This window comes from Streptomyces sp. cf386 (assembly GCF_900103585.1).
GTDB lineage: Bacteria > Actinomycetota > Actinomycetes > Streptomycetales > Streptomycetaceae > Streptomyces.
In genome coordinates this window covers 1-17,376 of sequence record NZ_FNHV01000021.1, presented here as the reverse complement: position 1 = coordinate 17,376, position 17,376 = coordinate 1, and the positions used below count along the sequence as shown (strand labels likewise).

At 70.0% G+C, this 17,376-nt stretch carries 11 protein-coding genes; 7 read left to right on the top strand and 4 right to left on the bottom strand.

The window, feature by feature from the left end:
• Positions 1–174 precede the first annotated feature (174 nt).
• Positions 175–1,188, bottom strand: a complete 1,014-nt coding sequence (locus BLU79_RS38245) for a hydroxyacid dehydrogenase (protein ID WP_177001336.1) — start codon at positions 1,186–1,188, stop codon at positions 175–177.
• A gap of 545 nt (positions 1,189–1,733) precedes the next feature.
• Here BLU79_RS38245 and BLU79_RS38240 point away from each other — a divergent pair.
• The 7 genes from BLU79_RS38240 (at position 1,734) to BLU79_RS38210 (ending at position 12,848) form a co-directional block, all read left to right on the top strand.
• Positions 1,734–3,089, top strand: coding sequence for an extracellular solute-binding protein (locus tag BLU79_RS38240; RefSeq protein WP_093910618.1), 1,356 nt, complete (start codon positions 1,734–1,736; stop codon positions 3,087–3,089).
• Complete coding sequence (locus BLU79_RS38235) at positions 3,086–4,087, top strand: carbohydrate ABC transporter permease (RefSeq protein WP_093910617.1); 1,002 nt, start codon at positions 3,086–3,088, stop codon at positions 4,085–4,087. Before BLU79_RS38240 ends, BLU79_RS38235 begins: the two co-directional genes overlap by 4 nt.
• Positions 4,084–4,947: a carbohydrate ABC transporter permease gene (locus BLU79_RS38230; RefSeq protein ID WP_093910616.1), complete on the top strand. Its 864-nt coding sequence runs from the start codon at positions 4,084–4,086 to the stop codon at positions 4,945–4,947. The genes BLU79_RS38235 and BLU79_RS38230 overlap by 4 nt, the downstream gene beginning before the upstream one ends.
• 35 nt (positions 4,948–4,982) lie before the next feature.
• On the top strand, positions 4,983–6,509 hold the full coding sequence (locus BLU79_RS38225) for a glycosyl hydrolase family 28 protein (RefSeq protein ID WP_093910615.1): 1,527 nt from the start codon (positions 4,983–4,985) through the stop codon (positions 6,507–6,509).
• Positions 6,506–9,856 carry an alginate lyase family protein gene (locus BLU79_RS38220; protein WP_093910614.1) on the top strand — a complete coding sequence of 1,117 codons (3,351 nt, stop codon included), beginning with the start codon at positions 6,506–6,508 and terminating at the stop codon, positions 9,854–9,856. The genes BLU79_RS38225 and BLU79_RS38220 overlap by 4 nt, the downstream gene beginning before the upstream one ends.
• Before the next feature lie 27 nt (positions 9,857–9,883).
• Positions 9,884–11,131, top strand: a complete 1,248-nt coding sequence (locus BLU79_RS38215) for an alginate lyase family protein (RefSeq protein ID WP_093910613.1) — start codon at positions 9,884–9,886, stop codon at positions 11,129–11,131.
• A 127-nt stretch (positions 11,132–11,258) separates the two neighbouring features.
• The gene (locus tag BLU79_RS38210; RefSeq protein WP_093910612.1) at positions 11,259–12,848 is read left to right on the top strand and encodes a carboxylesterase/lipase family protein; all 1,590 of its coding nucleotides are present in this window, start codon (positions 11,259–11,261) and stop codon (positions 12,846–12,848) included.
• Here the strand turns inward: BLU79_RS38210 and BLU79_RS38205 are convergent.
• The 3 genes from BLU79_RS38205 to BLU79_RS38195 form a co-directional block, all read right to left on the bottom strand.
• Positions 12,730–14,583 carry a glycoside hydrolase family 127 protein gene (locus BLU79_RS38205; RefSeq protein WP_143052553.1) on the bottom strand — a complete coding sequence of 618 codons (1,854 nt, stop codon included), beginning with the start codon at positions 14,581–14,583 and terminating at the stop codon, positions 12,730–12,732. The genes BLU79_RS38210 and BLU79_RS38205 overlap by 119 nt on opposite strands.
• Before the next feature lie 113 nt (positions 14,584–14,696).
• Positions 14,697–15,752 (bottom strand): LacI family DNA-binding transcriptional regulator, encoded by a 1,056-nt coding sequence (locus tag BLU79_RS38200; protein WP_093910611.1) that lies wholly within the window; start codon positions 15,750–15,752, stop codon positions 14,697–14,699.
• A 178-nt stretch (positions 15,753–15,930) separates the two neighbouring features.
• On the bottom strand, positions 15,931–17,376 hold a 1,446-nt coding region (locus tag BLU79_RS38195; RefSeq protein WP_256333623.1), incomplete at its 5' end, for a penicillin-binding transpeptidase domain-containing protein.

Genomic DNA, 17,376 nt, shown 5'->3' with positions numbered 1-17,376 from the left:
CACCGTCGCGCCTGCCTCGTGGAAACCGTATCCCATGGGTTCTCCGGGCCACGGTGCGTGCCCGGCGTTGAGGGGCGAGCGCTGGGACCGCAGGAGTGTGCATGGGGGTGGTGCGTGATCCGGTGGGGGTGTCGCAGGGCCGGAGCGAGGTCGGCCGGTGTGTGCACCGCTCCCTCACGCCACCCGGGCCAGATCGGCCAACCGCACCTCATGCACCAGCCCCCCGCCCCCGGCCACCCGCTCCAACTCCTCCACCACAATCCGCCCCAGCCGCTCCAGCTCGTTCCCCAACGACCCCGCGATATGAGGCGTAAGAAACACGTTGGGCAGGTGATACAGCGGCGACCCCGCAGGCAACGGCTCCGGCTCGGTCACGTCGAGCACCGCGTACAGCCGTCCGGAGACAAGCTCGTCCGACAGTGCCTCGGGATCGATCAACGCCCCCCGCGACGTGTTGATCAGCACGCCTCCGTCCCGGATCAGCCCGAGCCGGTCCCCGTCGAGCATCCGGTACGTCTCGGGGATGTCCGGCGCGTGCAGGCTGACGATGTCGCTGTGCCGCAGCAGGTCCTCCAGCGACAGCAGTTCGGCCCCGAGTCGGGCGGCCTCGGTGGCGCTGACGTACGGGTCGTGCAGCAGCACCGTGAAGTCGAACGGCCGCAGCAGCTCCAGCAGTCGTCGGCCGACCCGCGAGGCGCCGATGACGCCGATCCGGCGACCGACGTTGCCGGTGGCGGCGGTCTCCGAGTGGGTCGGGTAGGTGTGCGTGGTGCGGAACCGCTCCCGGTGGGTGAAGGTGTCCTTCCCGGCGAGCAGGATCATGGCCAGCGTGTACTCGGCGACCGGCAGCGCGTTGCCGGTCACGGCGCTGGAGACGGCGACCCCGGCCTTCCACAGCGCGTCGCCGATCAGTGAGCGGACCGACCCGGCGGCGTGCAGCACCGCACGGAGCTTGGGTGCGACGGTGAGGACGTCCGCGTCGAGGCGGGGGCAGCCCCAGCCGGTGATCAGCACCTCGGTCCGGGCGAGGACCTCGGCCGCCGCCGGGTCGGTGAAGTCCCGTACGACGAGCGCCGGGTCGAGCTCGGACGTCTGCCTCAGCCGGGTCATCAGCGGCGCCGGGAAGAGCAGGGGGAGGTGTACCGGATCCATCGCGAACACGGCCCTCGGTGGGAGCGGGCTGGGCATGGCTCTCCTGAGACACTCAGCGGAAACATTTTCTGAAAGCGCCTTCTACCGTAGATCTGCCGGGATGGCCGGTCAATCACCAGGTCGTCGAGCAGACTTTCGAGGTCCATGGGCGATGACCTGTGCGGTGTGCGGTGCCCTGGGGCTTAGTGACCGAAATCGGTTTCCCGGCTTTCCCGGCTTTCCCGGGGTGTGGCAGGGGCCGGGTGCGCGCGGAGTCCGATGAAAGCGGTCGACGAGCGGTTGGCAAGCGGTCGGCTAGCGTCGGCAACCGGTTCCCGTCGTCAGGCCCGATCCCGCCACCCCAACCCCCACCGGCTCCGCAGATCAGGCCCTGTTTCCGGGCCCCCGCGGGCCGCCCTTCACGGTGAAGCCGAGGTTACACAGTCTTTTCGAAAATTCGTCGAGGCTCTTGACGCCGTTTCCGGACCGCAAGAAGCTCTGCCCCAACACCACGGCAACCGGTTGCCATGTGGCCGGATTCCGGCCAGTGGAGGGATCCGTGGTCGAAATCCCGAACGGACAGAGCAGGAGGTGGTGCGCTCATGCGACGCCCACATGCCGGTGCCCCGCTGAGTCGCCGCCGATTTCTCAGCCTCTCCGCGGGCGGGGCAGCGGGTGGCGCTGCGGCGCTGAGCGGCTGTGCGCTCCAGGTGTCCACCGGGGTCGACGGCGGCTCGGGGGAGACCGTCACGATGATGGTCAAGGGCGACGACATCACGCCCGAACTGGTCCAGCAGGCCCTGAAGGACACCGGCATCACCATCAAGCGGGTGGACTTCGACATCACCAAGCTGATCGCGATGCTCACCAGCGGCAACCCGCCGGACCTGGTGCGCGGTGTGGGCGCCCAGGACACGGCGTACTTCGCGGCCCGGGACGTGATGCAGGACCTGGACTCGTACTTCGCCCGGAGCAAGGTGCTGCGGCTCGACGACCTGGACCCGGTCAACGACCTGTGGCGCTACGACGGAAAGACGCAGGGCAAGGGTCCCCGCTACGGCATGGCGAAGGACTTCTCCCAGGACTCCATGTTCTGGTACAACACCTCGGCCTTCGACAAGCAGGGCCTCGGCTATCCGCCGGAGACCGAGCCGGTCACCTATGAGGAGTGGCTGGAGAACGCCCGGCGACTGGTCCAGCGCTCCAAGGGGCAGACGACCGTCTTCGGCGGCAGCTACAACGGGCTGACCAAGGCCACGCTCCTGGCGACCATGACCGCCTCGGCCGGCGGCAGCCTCTTCAGCGACGACTTCTCCCGTGTCGACTTCACCACGCCCGAGGCCCGTAAGGCGCTGGCCTGGTACATCGAGTACTGCAAGACCAAGGTCGGGCCGAGCGCCATCCAGCCCGACCCCAACGGCTGGGACGGGCCGACCTTCCAGGCCGGGCGGCTGGCCATGTCGAACTCCGGCTACTGGATGGGCGGCCTGATCGGCACCGACAAGAAGCTGGCGGAGGTCTCCCGGCTGGCGCCCGCCCCGATGTTCGCGGGCGGTCAGCGCATCAGCGCCTGCCAGGGCGGCACCGGTCTGTGGATGCCGAGGAAGGCGAAGAACAAGGACGCCGCGTGGCGGATCTTCGAGTGGTTCTTCGGCGAGGCCCCGGCCAAGGCCCGCGCCTCCGGCGGCTGGGGCATCCCCACCCTGAAGTCCCTGCGCTCACTGATGCCCGCTCAGGAGGCCTATCAGAAACGGGTGTTGAAGGTGCAGGAGAGCGAGCTGGGGCACTTCTCGGTGGTCGCCTTCTCCCCGTACACCACGGGGGATTCCTTCGAAGCCCTCTTCAACCAGGCCGCCCCGGCGGCGATGAAGGGCGAGATCTCCGTCGACACCCTCGCGGGAAATCTGAACTCCGTCATCAACGAGCAGCTCAAGCGCGGCAAGGAGCAGGTGGGATGACGACCGAACAGATCCCCTCCGTCGCGGACCGGACCGCCCGCCCGACCGTGAGCACCGGTCGTACCGGGTCCGCCGAACGGCGCCGGTCCTCGATGACCGCACGCAGGCACCGCGCGTTCTACATGTTCGTCTCGCCCTGGATCATCGGGTTCCTGCTGCTGACCATCGTGCCGATGGCGTACGCGCTGTGGCTGAGCTTCACCACGTTCGACGGTATCTCGCCCCACTGGAAGTACGTCGGCCTCGGCAACTACCGCGAGCTGCTGAACGACTCGGTGACCTGGGACGCCCTGGGCCGCGCGGGTCTCTTCGCGGTCACCTCGGTGCCGCTGTCGATCATCGCGGGGCTGGGGCTCGCCGTCCTGGTCAACCGGCCGATCAGAGCCCGCGGTCTGTTCCGCACCCTGCTGTATCTGCCGGCCGTGGTGCCGCCGGTGGGCGCCGGTATCGCCTTCAAGAACCTCTTCGACCAGAACGCCGGTGCCACCAACGGTGTTCTGACGCTGTTCGGCTTCGACGCCCTCGGCTGGCTCGCCGACCCGTACGCCCGTTACGTGCTCATCATGACGGTGCTCTGGGGCGCCGGAAACATCATGATCATCTCGCTGGCCGGGCTCCAGGACGTCCCCCGCGAACTCCACGAGGCGGCCCGTATCGACGGTGCGAGCGCCTGGCGGACCTTCCGCAGCATCACCGTGCCGCTGCTGTCGCCGGTGCTGCTGTTCCAGACCGTGACCGGGGTGATCGCCTCGGTACAGACGATCATGCCGTTGCTGCTGGCCCCGATCAGTACCACGGGCGGCGTCACCACGGTCCCGCAGTCCAACTACCTGTACATGATCCATGTGTTCGCGCAGTACTTCGCGCTCGGCCGCTACGGCTACGCCTCCGCACTGCTGTGGGTGCTCTTCGTCCTGATCCTCATCGCGACCGGCCTCATCTTCAAGTTCACGTCCGGTGTGGTGTTCTACAACGTCGACCCGGAGGCGAAGAAGTGACCGCCACCAGCCTGACCCCCAAGTCGCCGGTCCGCGTGCGGATACGTACCAACCGCCTGGTCCTCTACACGGTCCTCGTCGTCGTCACCGGTCTGTTCCTCGGCCCCTTCGGCTGGCTGCTCCTCACCGGCCTGAAGGCCCCGGAGGAACTGGCCGCGGCGCCCGTGCACTGGCTGCCCGAGCACGTCCAGTGGCACAACTTCGCCGACGCCTTCACCCAGATCGACTTCCTCGGCTACGCCCGTAACTCCCTGATCATCGCTGTCATCTACGGCGTTCTCGTCACCCTCAGCTCGGCCTGGGTCGGCTTCGGGTTCGCGCGTCTCGACGCGCCGGGCAAGAAGTGGCTGTTCGGCATCCTGCTCGGCTCGATGATGCTGCCGCAGATGATCACCCTGCTGCCGACCTATCTGATCTTCGCCAAGCTCGGCATGGTCGACACGTACTGGCCGTGGGTGCTGTGGGGCCTGTCGTCCGCCCCGTATCTGGTGTTCCTCTTCCGGCAGTTCTTCGCCGGACTGCCCCGTGAGCTGGAGGAGGCCGCGATCGTCGACGGCTGCGGCTACACGTCGATCTTCTGGCGGATCTTCCTGCCGCAGTCCTGGCCGGTGCTCAGCGCCAGTTTCGTGATCGCCTTCACCTGGACCTGGGGCGACTACATCGCCCCGCAGCTGCTGCTCTCCACCGACAAGTCGACGCTGGCCGTCGCCGTGATGTCCACCTACGTCACCACGGGCGGCCAGCCCCTGACCCACCTCCAGGCCGCCGCCTCCGTGATGTACGTCGTCCCCATCCTGCTGATCTTCCTCATCGCCCAGCGCGGCTTCGTCGCCGGGATGTCCACGTCCGGGCTCAAGTAGCCCCTCTTGCCCACCTGTTGTTAAGGAGCCCCCGCATGAACAAGCCCCTGTCCCGCCGCACCACACTCCAAGCAGCAGGCGCCACCGTCCTCGCCGCCGGTCTCACCAACCTGTCGGCCACGGCCGCCCGGGCGGACGAGGCCGCGGCGGAGCCGCAGCTGGTGACCTACCCGGTGCCCTCCGGCGCCCCGGTCAACACCGGCAGCTTCACGGTCAAGGTCCGTGTCCCCGGCGGCAGTTGGCAGACGCTCGGCGTCCACCGGCCCACCCTTGCCGAGATCAACCCCACCACGGGCGGCAAGAAGCAGTTCAACTCCTCCCTCGCCTACTTCGACTTCTGCGGTGAGGTCGAGGTCGAGGTGACATACATCAAGGGCGGCGTGCAGAAGGTGCGGGTGCGGCCGGACTCGTACGGCATCAAACCCGAAGTCCTCGCCGACACGCTCCGGTTCACCCTGGACAGACCTCGCAACATCGTCGTCCAGATCAATGACGACCTCTTCGACTGTCTGCAGCTGTTCGCTCGCGAGATCGAGAAGAAGCGGCCGAAGGAGGACGACCCCGACGTCATCTACTTCGGCCCGGGCGTCCACACCACGTCCGACGGCTATCTGAACGTCCCGTCCGGCAAGACCGTGTACGTCCACGGCGGTGCCCTGCTCAAGGCGACGGTCGTCTTCCAGGACGTGGAGAACGCCCGGCTCATCGGCCGCGGCGTGCTCGCCGGAGCGAAGGCGGGCGGCGCCCTGATCGTCAGTTCGAAGAACATCTCCATAGGCGCCGTCACCATGCTCAACCCCAACGGCTACGCCGTGCAGATGGGCATGTGCACCAACGTCTCCATCAAGGGCATGTGCGCGTTCAGCTCCAAGGGCTGGGGCGACGGCATCGACGTCTTCTCCAGCACCAACGTCACGATCGACGGCGTCTTCATGCGCAATTCCGACGACTGCATCGCGATCTACACCCACCGCTGGGACTACTACGGCGACACCAAGAACGTCACCGTCAAGAACTCCACCCTCTGGGCGGACGTCGCCCACCCCATCAACGTGGGCACGCACGGCAACACCGACAGCCCCGAGGTCCTGGAGAACCTCGTCTTCCGGAACATCGACATCTGCGACCACCGCGAACCCCAGATGAACTACCAGGGCTGCATCGCCCTCAACCCCGGCGACGCCAACCTGATCAAGAACGTCCGTATCGAGGACATACGGATCGAGGACTTCCGCTGGGGCCAGGTCATCTACATGAAGGTGATGTACAACACGAAGTACAACACCTCGGTCGGCCGCGGCATCGAGGACGTGTACGTCAAGAACCTCACCTACACGGGCACGAACGCCAAGCCGTCTCTGTTCCTCGGCTACGACGCCGAGCACGCCATCAAGAACGTCACCTTCGAAAACCTGGTGATCAACGGCACCGTCATCGCCGACTCGATGAAGAAGCCCTCCTGGTACTACACCACCGACGCCATGCAGTGGTTCTCCAACGAGCACGTGACGAACCTCAAGTTCCTCACCACCGCCGAGGCCGAGGCGGCCGCCGCGTCATGAGCACCGCGAGAAGCATCCCCGCACCGAGCCGCCGGGGCTTCCTCGGCGGTACGGCCGCCCTGCTGCTGGTGGCGGGCACGAGCGGACTGCTCGCGCCCGGCACCGCCAGGGCGGCGGCGGAGAACCGCACCGGCACCAGAGCGTTCACCCACCCGGGCCTGCTGCACACCGCCGACGACCTGGCCCGCATGAAGGCGGCGGTCACCGCGCAGGAGTCCCCGATCCACGACGGCTACCTCGCCTTCGCAGCCCACGCCCGCTCCAAGTCGACGTACGCCATCCAGAACACCGGCCAGATCACGTCCTGGGGCCGCGGCCCCACCAACTTCCAGAACCAGGCCGTCGCCGACTCGGCCGCCGCCTACCAGAACGCCCTCATGTGGTGCGTCACCGGCGAGCGCGCCCATGCCGACAAGGCACGGGACATCCTCAACGCCTGGTCGGCGTCCCTGACCATGGTCACCGGCGCCGACGGTCCGCTCGGCGCCGGCCTCCAGGTCTTCAAGTTCGTCAACGCGGCCGAGCTGCTGCGGCACAGCGGCTACGACGGTTGGGCGGACGCGGACATCGCCCGCTGCGAGCGGTCCTTCCTCGACGTCTGGTATCCGGCGATCTCCGGTTACATGCTCTACGCCAACGGCAACTGGGATCTGACGGCGATTCAGTCCGTCCTGGCCATCGGCGTGTTCTGCGAGGAGCGCACCCTCTTCGAGGACGTGCTGCGGTTCGCCGCGGCCGGCGCCGGCAACGGCAGCGTCGGCAACCGCGTGGTCGCCGACTCGGGCCAGGGCCAGGAGAGCGGCCGTGACCAGGGCCACGAGCAGCTCGCCATCGGGTTGATGGGCGACGCCGCGCAGGTCGCCTGGAACCAGGGCGTCGACCTGTGGGCCTTCGACGACCACCGCATCCTCGCAGGCGCCGAATACGCCGCGCGCTACAACCTCGGCGGCCCCGTCCCCTTCACCCCCGACCTCGACCGCACCGGCAAGTACATCAAGACGACCGTCTCCGACAAGGTCCGCGGCACGCTGCCGCCGGTCTACGAGATGTACTACGCCCACTACGCCGGAGTCCGCGGCCTCGACACCCCCTCTACCGAGGCGGCCGTCTTCCGCGGCACCGGCGGCGCCCGCTTCGTCGAGGGCGGCAACGACGACCTGCCCGGCTTCGGCACCTTCACCTACGCCGGGACGAAGGCACCGTCCCCGACCGCCCCGACGACCCCGGCGGGCATCACCGCCCTCGGCGACTCCGACGCCGTCACGCTGGCCTGGCTGCCGTCCGCGTGGGCGACGACGTACACCGTCCGCCGGGCGAGCCGTCCCGAGGGGCCGTACGAGGAGCTCGTCACCGGGACCGACAAGCCGGAGTTCAGGGACACCGGCGTACGCGCGGGACGGACGTACTACTACACGGTCGCCGCCGCCAACTCGCAAGGCGGCAGCGCCGATTCGAGCCCCGTCCCCGCCACCGCCGGACTCCCCGCCCCCTGGTCCACCCAGGACATCGGCGCGATGAAGATCCCCGGTTTCGCCGCGTTCGACGGCGAGCGGTTCGTGCTGGAGGCGTCCGGCACCGCCGACACCTACCGCAGCGTCCATCTCCCCCTGCGTGGCGACGGCACGGTCACCGCACGGATCGTGTTCCCGCTCAGCTCGCAGTACGCCAAGATCGGCGTCACCCTGCGCGACTCCCTCGACGCGGACGCCCCGCACGCCTCGATGCTGATCCAGGGGCTGCCGCTGCACACATGGAGCGGCGTGTGGACCGTACGGCCGAAGACGGGGGCCGCTGTCTCCGCCACCGGATCCACCCTCGTCCCGTCCTCCCAGCAGCAGGCGATCACGGTGAACGCCTCCTTCCCGATCTCCGACCTCGGCGAGCTGCCCGAGTCGGCGACCCCTCTGGAGGCCCCCTACGTCGAGGGCGCCGGCGACGGCTACCGGCTGCGGGCGCCCTACTGGGTGCGGGTGACCCGCAGGGGCCGCCGCTGCACGGGCGCGATCTCCCCGGACGGAATCCGCTGGACCGAAGTCGGCTCCAGTGAGGTCGAGTTGGGGCGGACGGTGTACGCCGGCCTGGTCCTCACCTCCTGCCTGGGCGTCGACGCGGAGTACGCCGAGACCGGCACCGGCGCCTTCGACAATGTCACCGTCACCTCGGCCGCACACGGCGAGGTATGGACCGTGCCCCGCCCCGCCGGCCCCGCCACCGGCCTCAAGGCGACCACCGGCGCCGACGCCGTGGAGCTGGCCTGGACCGACCCCGATCTCTCCGCCCGCTACAAGGTGCTGCGGTCGAGGGCCGCCCACGGACCCTACGAGACGATCGCGACCGGCATCGCCCCCGTCGGCTTCAGCACCCGCCTGCGGTACGCGGACGCCACCGGCGTCCCCGGGACGACGTACCACTACGCCGTGACGAAGACCAACTCCGGCGGCCGAGGCCCGCTCTCCGACCCGGCCTCCGCGCGGATGCCGACCCCGAGCGTGCCCCGACTCACCTCCGCTGCCGCCGCGTTCGGCAACAAGGGCGTCCCCTTCCGTCACCTCTTGCGCGGTTCGCACGATCCGGTGCGCTTCAGCGCGGCCGGGCTGCCCGACGGGCTCCGCCTCGACAAGCGCACCGGCCTCGTCCACGGAACGCCCACCGAAAGCGGGCAGTTCACGGTCACCACCGCCGCGGGCAACGCCTCCGGCGACGGCACCGGCACGCTCGCCCTCACCGTCGGCACACCCCCGCCGGCCCCCTGGACGTACGGCGACCTCGGCGATCCGGTCCTCGACGAGCGCGCCTTCGGGACGCTGGGCGTGGTCGCGATCCGCACGCCGGGCAGCACGTCGTACGACGGCGGGACCTTCACCGTGCGTGGTGCGGGCGTCGATCTGACCGCCAACAACCAAGCAATGACCGGTCAGTTCGTACGACGGACCGTCACCGGCGACTGCGAGATCACCGCCCGGCTCGTCTCCCGCACGGGCGCGAGCGCCGACCGGGTGGGCTTGCTGATGGCCAAGTCGTTGTCGCCGTTCGACCAGGCCGCCGGCGCGATCGTCACCGGCGGCACCACCGCGCAGCTCATGCTGCGCACCACCGTCGCCGGAAAGTCGGCCTTCACCGGCACCGGCACGGCCGCCCTCCCCATCCTGCTGCGGCTGAAGCGCGTCGGGACCGCCTTCACCGCAGCCCTGTCCACCGATGACGGCGCCACCTGGACCACCCTCGACACCGGCGAGGTCCCCGGGTTCGGTGACGCCCCCTACTACGTGGGTCTCGTGGTCTGCTCACGCGACCAACTGGCCCGCTGCACCACCGAGTTCGACGAGGTGAGTATCACCACCGACTGATCCCCCCACGGATTGGAGTCGCACGAAATGAGCCGCATTTCCCCCCACCAGCACTCCGAGCAGGGCGAGTTGAGCCGCCGGGGCCTGTTCAAGGCCGCCGGCGGTCTCACCGCCGCCCTCGCCGTCGGCGCCTCGGCCGCCGCCCTCACGGGCGCCCCGGCCGAGGCGGCCCCGGCCACCTTCACCCACCCCGGCATGCTGCACGCCTACGGAGAGCTCAACCGGGCCAAGGTCCGGGTCGCCGCGGGCAACGAACCGTGGCTGTCCGGCTGGAACCGCCTGACCGCCAACTCCCACTCCGCGAGCACCTGGCAGCCGAACCCGCAGGCCACGATCATCCGCGGCGGCACGGGACAGAACTACGGCATCCTGTACAACGACATCCACGCCGCCTACCAGAACGCCCTGCGCTGGAAGGTCGCGGGCACCACCGCCAACGGAGACGCGGCGGTTCGCATCCTCAACGCCTGGTCGGGCACCCTCACCACGGTCACCGGAAACGCCGACCGCTACCTCGCCGCCGGCATCTACGGCTACCAGTTCGCGAACGCCGCCGAACTCATGCGCGGCTACAGCGGGTTCGACCTGGAGCGGTTCAAGACGATGATGCTCAACGTCTTCTACCCGCTCAACAACCGGTTCCTCAACGAGCACAACGACGCCTGCATCACCAACTACTGGGCCAACTGGGACCTGTGCAACATGAGCTCCATCCTCGCCATCGGGATCCTGTGCGACGACGGGGCCAAGTACGACCAGGCGGTGAACTACTTCAAGAACGGGGCGGGCAACGGCGCGATCCGCAAAGCCGTCCCGTTCGTGTACGACAGCGAGGGCCTCGCGCAGTGGCAGGAGTCGGGCCGCGACCAGGGCCACAGCGTCATGGGCATCGGCCTGATGGGCGCCTTCTGCGAAATGGCCTGGTCACAGGGCGAGGACCTGTACGGCTACGACAGCAACCGCTTCATGAAGGCCGCCCAGTACGTCGCCAAGTACAACCTGGGCCAGGACGTGCCCTTCACCACGTACACCTGGGGCACCGGCCAGAACTGCGCCCAGCAGAGCCACACGGCGGTCTCGGCCGCCAGCCGTGGGCAGCTCCGTCCGGTGTGGGACATCCTCCACTACCACTACGCCCGGCGACGGGGGCTGTCCGTTCCCTACATCACCGCCATGGCCGAGCAGGTCCGTCCGGAGGGAGGGGGTGGTGACTACGGCTCCGCCAGCGGCGGCTACGACCAGCTCGGCTTCGGCACCCTGATGTACGCCAAGTAGACCCGTACGCCAAGTGGCCGTGTCCCCCGAACAGCCCTCACATCCGCTCGTGCGCCGGAATATCGAGCCACAATGAGTTGCTCTGATCTTCACGGTGCACGAGCGCGGTGAGGAGGCTGGTGGACGTATGACGGCAGTCCAGACAGACCCCGTGGTGAGCACGCCATACGGTGCGGTACGGGGCCGGTACGAACACGGCGTCGCGGTGTTCCGGGGCATCCCGTACGCGGCGCCCCCGTTCGGCCCGAACAGGTTCCGGCCGCCCCTGCCGCCGGAACCCTGGGACGGCGTGCGGGACGCCGGGGCCTTCGGGCCGACCGCGCCGAAACCCCCGTACTCCGAGTCCTTCGCGCAGTACCTGTCCGACCCCGACGTGCCCGGCGACGGCTGTCTCAACCTCAACGTCTGGACCCCCGAGCCGGGCCCCGGCGCCCGCCTCCCGGTCCTGGTGTGGCTGCACGGCGGCGCCCTGACCAGGGGCTCCTCGGGCGTGCCCGTGTACGACGGGCGGCCCTTCGCCCGCGACGGGGTCGTCCTCGTCTCCGTCAACTACCGGCTCGGGGTCGAGGGCTACGGCCTCTTCCCGGACGCCCCCGCCAACGCAGGCCTGCGCGACCAGCTCGCCGCCCTGCAGTGGGTGCACGCCTCGATCGAGGCCTTCGGCGGCGACCCCGACCGCGTCACCCTGTTCGGCCAGTCCGCCGGCGCCATCAGCATCGGCGCGCTGCTCGCCGCCCCGCAGGCCCAGGGACTGGTGCGGCGTGCCATCCTGCAGAGCGGGCCGCCCGAGGCCGCCGAGCGGGACAAGGTGCGGCGGATGGTGCGCCGGATGGCCAACCGGCTGAAGATCCCCGCCACCGCCGCGGCCTTCGCCGACGTCGACCGTGAGCTGCTCCTGAGCACCCAGGCCGAGGTGGGCCGGCTCAGCAGCCCCGTGGTGGGCGGGCCCGCGTTCGGGATAGTCGTCGACGGCGACATCGTGCCCCGCGATCCCCTGGAGGCGCTCACACAGGGCGACGCCGCCTCCGGCGTCGACCTGATGACGGGCTGGACCCGTGACGAGTACCGGCTGTGGCTGGTGCCCGGCGGGCTCCTGGAGCGCATCGACCGGCTCGGCGCCGTCGCCCTCGCCGCCGCCATGGCCCGCTGCCGCGTCGGCGCCGAGGTGCCGCGCGGCTACCGCGGCCTGCACCCGGAGGCCGGCACCGGCGAGATCGTCGGCCAGATGGTCACCGACCACCTGCTGCGCCGCCCCCTGCACCGCCTGGCCGACGCCCACCCCGGATCGTCGTACGTGTACGAGTTCGCCTGGCCCTCCACCCTCCCCGACCTCGGCTCCTGCCACGCCCTGGAGCTCGGCTTCGTCTTCGACACCGGCGAGACCCCCGAATCCCGCAAGCTGGCCGGCGAGGGCGCACCGCGGGAGCTGGCGGACGAGATGCACCGGGCGTGGGTGCGGTTCGCGGAGGACGGCGACCCGGGGTGGCAGGCGTGGGACGACTCGCATCCGGTGCGGGTCTTCGGCGACGGCCCGACCCGTACGGCGTACGGCCCGCGCGACGCCGAGCTAGCCCTGTGGGACGCCGCCGTCCCGCCCGTCAGGCACGAGGGATCCACACCCGCATCGGCCCTGCCTGACGGTTCGCCCACGCGTAGTACGGAACTGCGGTCAGTCGTACGGCGTCTGCGGCTCCCCGGCGCCGTCCGTCGGCACTGACGACGCTCACCCCGCCCAGCAGGTCCGGTTCGTGCCGGACGGTCAGCTCGGCACCGTCCGGGAGGGTCAGCTCGTCGAAGGGAACACCGGGCCGCTGGTCCACGCCCTCCAGGCAGTGCACCAGCGGCCCGCGCTCGATCGCCACACAGCCCCGTACGGCGTCCACGCGCGGATCGGGGCCGGTCAGCCGGGCGGTCAGGTCGAGATCGAGGGTGAGACTGTCGCCGGGGGACCAGCGGCGGCGCAGACGGAGCCAACCGGGGCTCTGCACGGCGGGGGACGCGCCGCCGGGGGCCGTGGCCGTGAAGTCGGTGCACCAGGACGGGATGCGCAGGCCGAGGGTCCAGTCGGTGTCGGGGGCCGCCTCGACGGTGACCGTGACGCGCCCGTCCCACGGGTAGCCCGTCTCCACCCGGACCCGTCCGCCGCCGGCCTCGTACACGCCGGTCGCGTACTGGTGCAGTTGCAGGCCCTCGGTGTCCCCGCTCGCCATGTAGTGGGGGAGCGAGGCCAGCAGCCGCATCACGTTCGGCGGGCAGCAGGCGCAGCGGAACCACGGGGTGCGGCGGGCCGCCTTGTCGGCCTCGTTCGCGCCCTCGTACTCCTCGCGCACCTGGAGCGGATTGACGTACAGCCAGCTGTCGCCGTCCAGGCCGACGCCGGAGAGGAAGCCGTTGTAGAGGGTGCGCTCGATCAGGTCGGAGTACTTCGCCTCGCCGGTCAGCAGGGCCATGCGCCAGGACCACTGGATCGACGCGATCGCCGCGCACGTCTCGGCGTAGGCGCGGTCCGGCGGCAGTTCGTACGGCTCCCCGAAGGCCTCGCCCTCGTGCCGGGCGCCGACCCCGCCGGTCGGATACGTCTTCCCGGCCACCATCGCCTCCCACAACCGCTCGGCCGTGGCCCGCAGCTCCGGATCACCGGTCTCGGCCGCCAGATCCGCGACGCCCGCCAGCAGATAGAGCTGCCGTACGGCGTGCCCCGCGACGGAGTCGGCCTCGCGCACCGGCGTGTGGTCCTGCCAGTAGGCCCGGCCGAGGTGGGGATTGACGTCCGGGTCGAGGAGGCCGTGGCCGCGCCGGTCGACGAAGTACGCGGCGAGGTCCAGCCGGCGCCGATCGCCGGTCTCCCGGTACAGCTCGATCAGCGCGGTCTCGATCTCGGGGTGCCCGCAGACGCCGTCGATCCGCTTGCCCGGACCGAAGACGGAGTCGATGTGGTCGGCGAACCGCTCGGCCACGTCGAGCAGTTCACGGCGTCCCGTGGCCCGATGGTGGGCGACGGCGGCCTGGATCAGATGGCCCGCGCAGTACAACTCGTGGCCCCAGCCGAGTTCCTGCCAGCGACGGTCGGGGCGGGCGACCTGGTAGTACGTCTGGAGGTAGCCGTCGGTGTCCTGGGCGGCCGCCAGCAGCGCCGTCAACTCCTGGACCCGCGCGGCCAGTTCGGTGTCGTCGGACCGGTCGGCGAGCTGCCAGGACGCCGCCTCCAGCCACTTGTGGACGTCCGAGTCCTGGAAGGGGAAGTCCCCGGCGAACACCCCGGTGGCCTCGGCGGCGGCCCGGAGGTTGGCGAGGTTCCCGGCCTCCTCCAGCTTGGCCGGGCCCTGCGGGATGCTGACCTCGGCGTTGGTTCTGCGGCGCCCGGCCCAGAATCCGTCGGTGATGCGGGCGCCGACCGCCGGGCGGAGGGCTGTGTGCGCGTCGGCGGTGGGACGGATGGGTCCGGCGCTCATGCTGGGCGGCTCCCCGAAGATCGAAACCGGTGGTGATCGCCGCGAGCCTAAGGAGAGAGCGCTTTCACTACAAGGGTGCCGGTGGGTTCGCCATGAGTCGGGTGGGGCGCTCGCTACGTGTCGAGCGGCGCGACCGAGTCCCGTACCACCACATGGGTGCCCAGCAGCAGATGCTCGTCCGGGTTCTCCGGGGTGCGGCCCAGCGCGGTGCGTACGGCGAGGCGGCCCAGTTCCTCGTAGGGGACGTGGACCGTCGTCAGCGCCGGGTGCAGGTCGCGGGCGAACGGGATGTCGTCGTAGCCGGCCAGCGAGACGTCGCCGGGCACGTCCAGGCCGGCCTCGTGCAGGGCGGTGAGCGCGCCGGCGGCGACCATGTCGGTGGCGGCGACCACGGCCGTGAACTCCAGCCCCCGCTCGATCGCCTCCCGCATCAGACGGTGCCCGGCGTCGCGGGTGAAGTCGCCGTGCAGGAGCAGCGCCGGGTCGGGCTCCAGGCCGCGGGCGCGGTGGGCGGCGAGATAGCCGCGCTCACGGCCCTGGGCGGTGGTGTGGTCGGGCTTGCCGCCGAGGAACAGCACCCGTCGGTGGCCCTGGGTGAGGACGTGGGCGACCAGGGCGTAGGCGCCGCCCTCGTTGTCGTACTCGATGACCGTGACGGGAGCGCCGGGGCCGAGCGGCGGCCGTCCGCACAGCACCAACCGGGAGCCCGCCGACGCCAGCGAGTCGGCCATACGGCGGGTGCGCTCGCGGTACTCGGGGGTGTCGGCGGAGCCGCCGACCAGGATCACCGCGGCGGCGCGCTGGGCGCGCATCATCTCGACGAACTCCACCTCGTGCTGGACGTCGCCCTCCGTCGTGCACACCAGGCACAGATGCCCGAGCCGCCGGGCCTCCCGCTCCACCCCGTACGCCATGTGCGCGAACGACGGCCCGGTGATGTCCTCCAGCACGAACGCCAGCGTGGGCGTGCCGACCCCGGCGACCGCCTTGGCGCGCGCGTCGGCGACGTAGTCCAGCTCCCGCACCGCCCGCATCACGCGCGTCCGGGTCGCCGAGCTCACCGGATACTCCCCGCCGAGCACGCGCGAGACGGTCGACGCGGACACTCCCGCCCGGGCCGCCACGTCCCGGATGGTGCTGCGCCCCGCGTCCGCGCTCTTCCTGGTCATCCCTGCCTCGTCCCTCTCCCGGGCACCCTCGCCCACCCCCTGGGGGAACACACGGCAACACGATGGCAACCGGTTCCCGATGCGGAGGCTAGCAGCGGGTGAAGGGCGGGGACGAGTCCTGTGCGCGGGGGTGCTGCGGGTATTCCGGGCGCCGAGCTCCGGGCACCCCTCCGGCGGGCTACCTCCTCCGCGCGGGATCCTGCCGCTCGGTCTTCGGCGCGGCGATGGTGCCGTCCGTCCGGACCTTCGGCAGGCTCTGCTGCGGCTTCGGCAGCAGCGCCCTGCTCTCGTCGACCGAGCCGTCCTTCTGGACGCCGTACAGCGCGTTGTAGATGTTGCGGACGGCCGGGGCGGAGGCGCCGGAGCCGGTGCCGCCCTGGGAGATGGTCATGACGACCGTGTAGTCCTTGGTGTACGTGGCGAACCACGAGGTCGTCTGCTTGCCGTAGACCTCGGCCGTGCTCGTCTTGGCGTGCAGCGGGATCCTGTCCTGCGGCCAGCCGACGAAGCGCCAGTCGGCCGACCCCCGGGTCACGACGCCCGAGAGGGCCTCGTCGATCGCGTCGCGGGTCTGCTTCGTCATCGGCAGCTTGCCGTGGGACTTGGGCTTGATCTCCTGGACGGTCTTGCCGTCGGCGCTGATGATCGCCTTGCCGACGGTCGGGTCGTACAGCGTGCCGCCGTTGGAGATGGCCGCGTAGATCGTGGCCATCTGGATCGGGGTGACCAGCGTGTCACCCTGACCGATGGAGTAGTTGACCGAGTCACCGGCGCGCAGCCGGTTGCCTTCGAGGCAGTTCTCGTAGGCGATCTTCTCGGCGTACGAGCCGTCCTTCTTGCCGTACTTGCACCAGGCGTCCTTGTTCGCCTTCCAGTAGTCCTGCTTCCACTGGCGGTCCGGAATGCGCCCGGTCACCTCGTTGGGCAGGTCGATACCGGTCTCCGCACCGAGGCCGAACTGGTGCGCCGTCTTGTAGAACCAGTCCTTCGCGTTCTTCTTCGGCTTCGTCCCGCCGTCGCGCTTCCATTCCTGGTGGGCGAGGCGGTAGAAGACGGTGTCGCAGGAGACCTCCAGCGCCCGGCCGAGGCTGATCGGGCCGTGTTCCTTGGACTCGAAGTTCTTGAAGACCTGGTTGCCTATGGAGTACGAGCTGGAGCATTGGTAGGGGCCGTTGAAGGAGTAGCCGGCGTTGACCGCGGCCGCCGTCGGGACGACCTTGAAGATGGAGCCGGGGGCGGACTGGCCCTGGATAGCGCGGTTGAGGAGCGGGTAGTTGGAGCTCTTGCCGGTGAGCCTGGTGTAGTCCTTGGCGGAGATACCGCCCACCCAGGCGTTGGGATCGTAGGTCGGGTTGGACGCCATCGCGACGATGCGGCCGGTCTTGGCCTCCATCACCACGACCGCACCCGAGTCGGCCTTGTACGGCTCATTGGTGTTGCGGTCCCACTCCTTGCGGGCCTGCTTCATCGCGTCGTTCAGCTCGTACTCCGCCACCCGCTGCACGCGGGCGTCGATGCTGGTGACGAGGTTGGAGCCCGCCTGAGCGGCGTCCGCCTTGGCCTGCCCGATGACCCGGCCGAGATTGTCGACCTCGTAGCGGGTGACACCCGCCTTGCCGCGCAG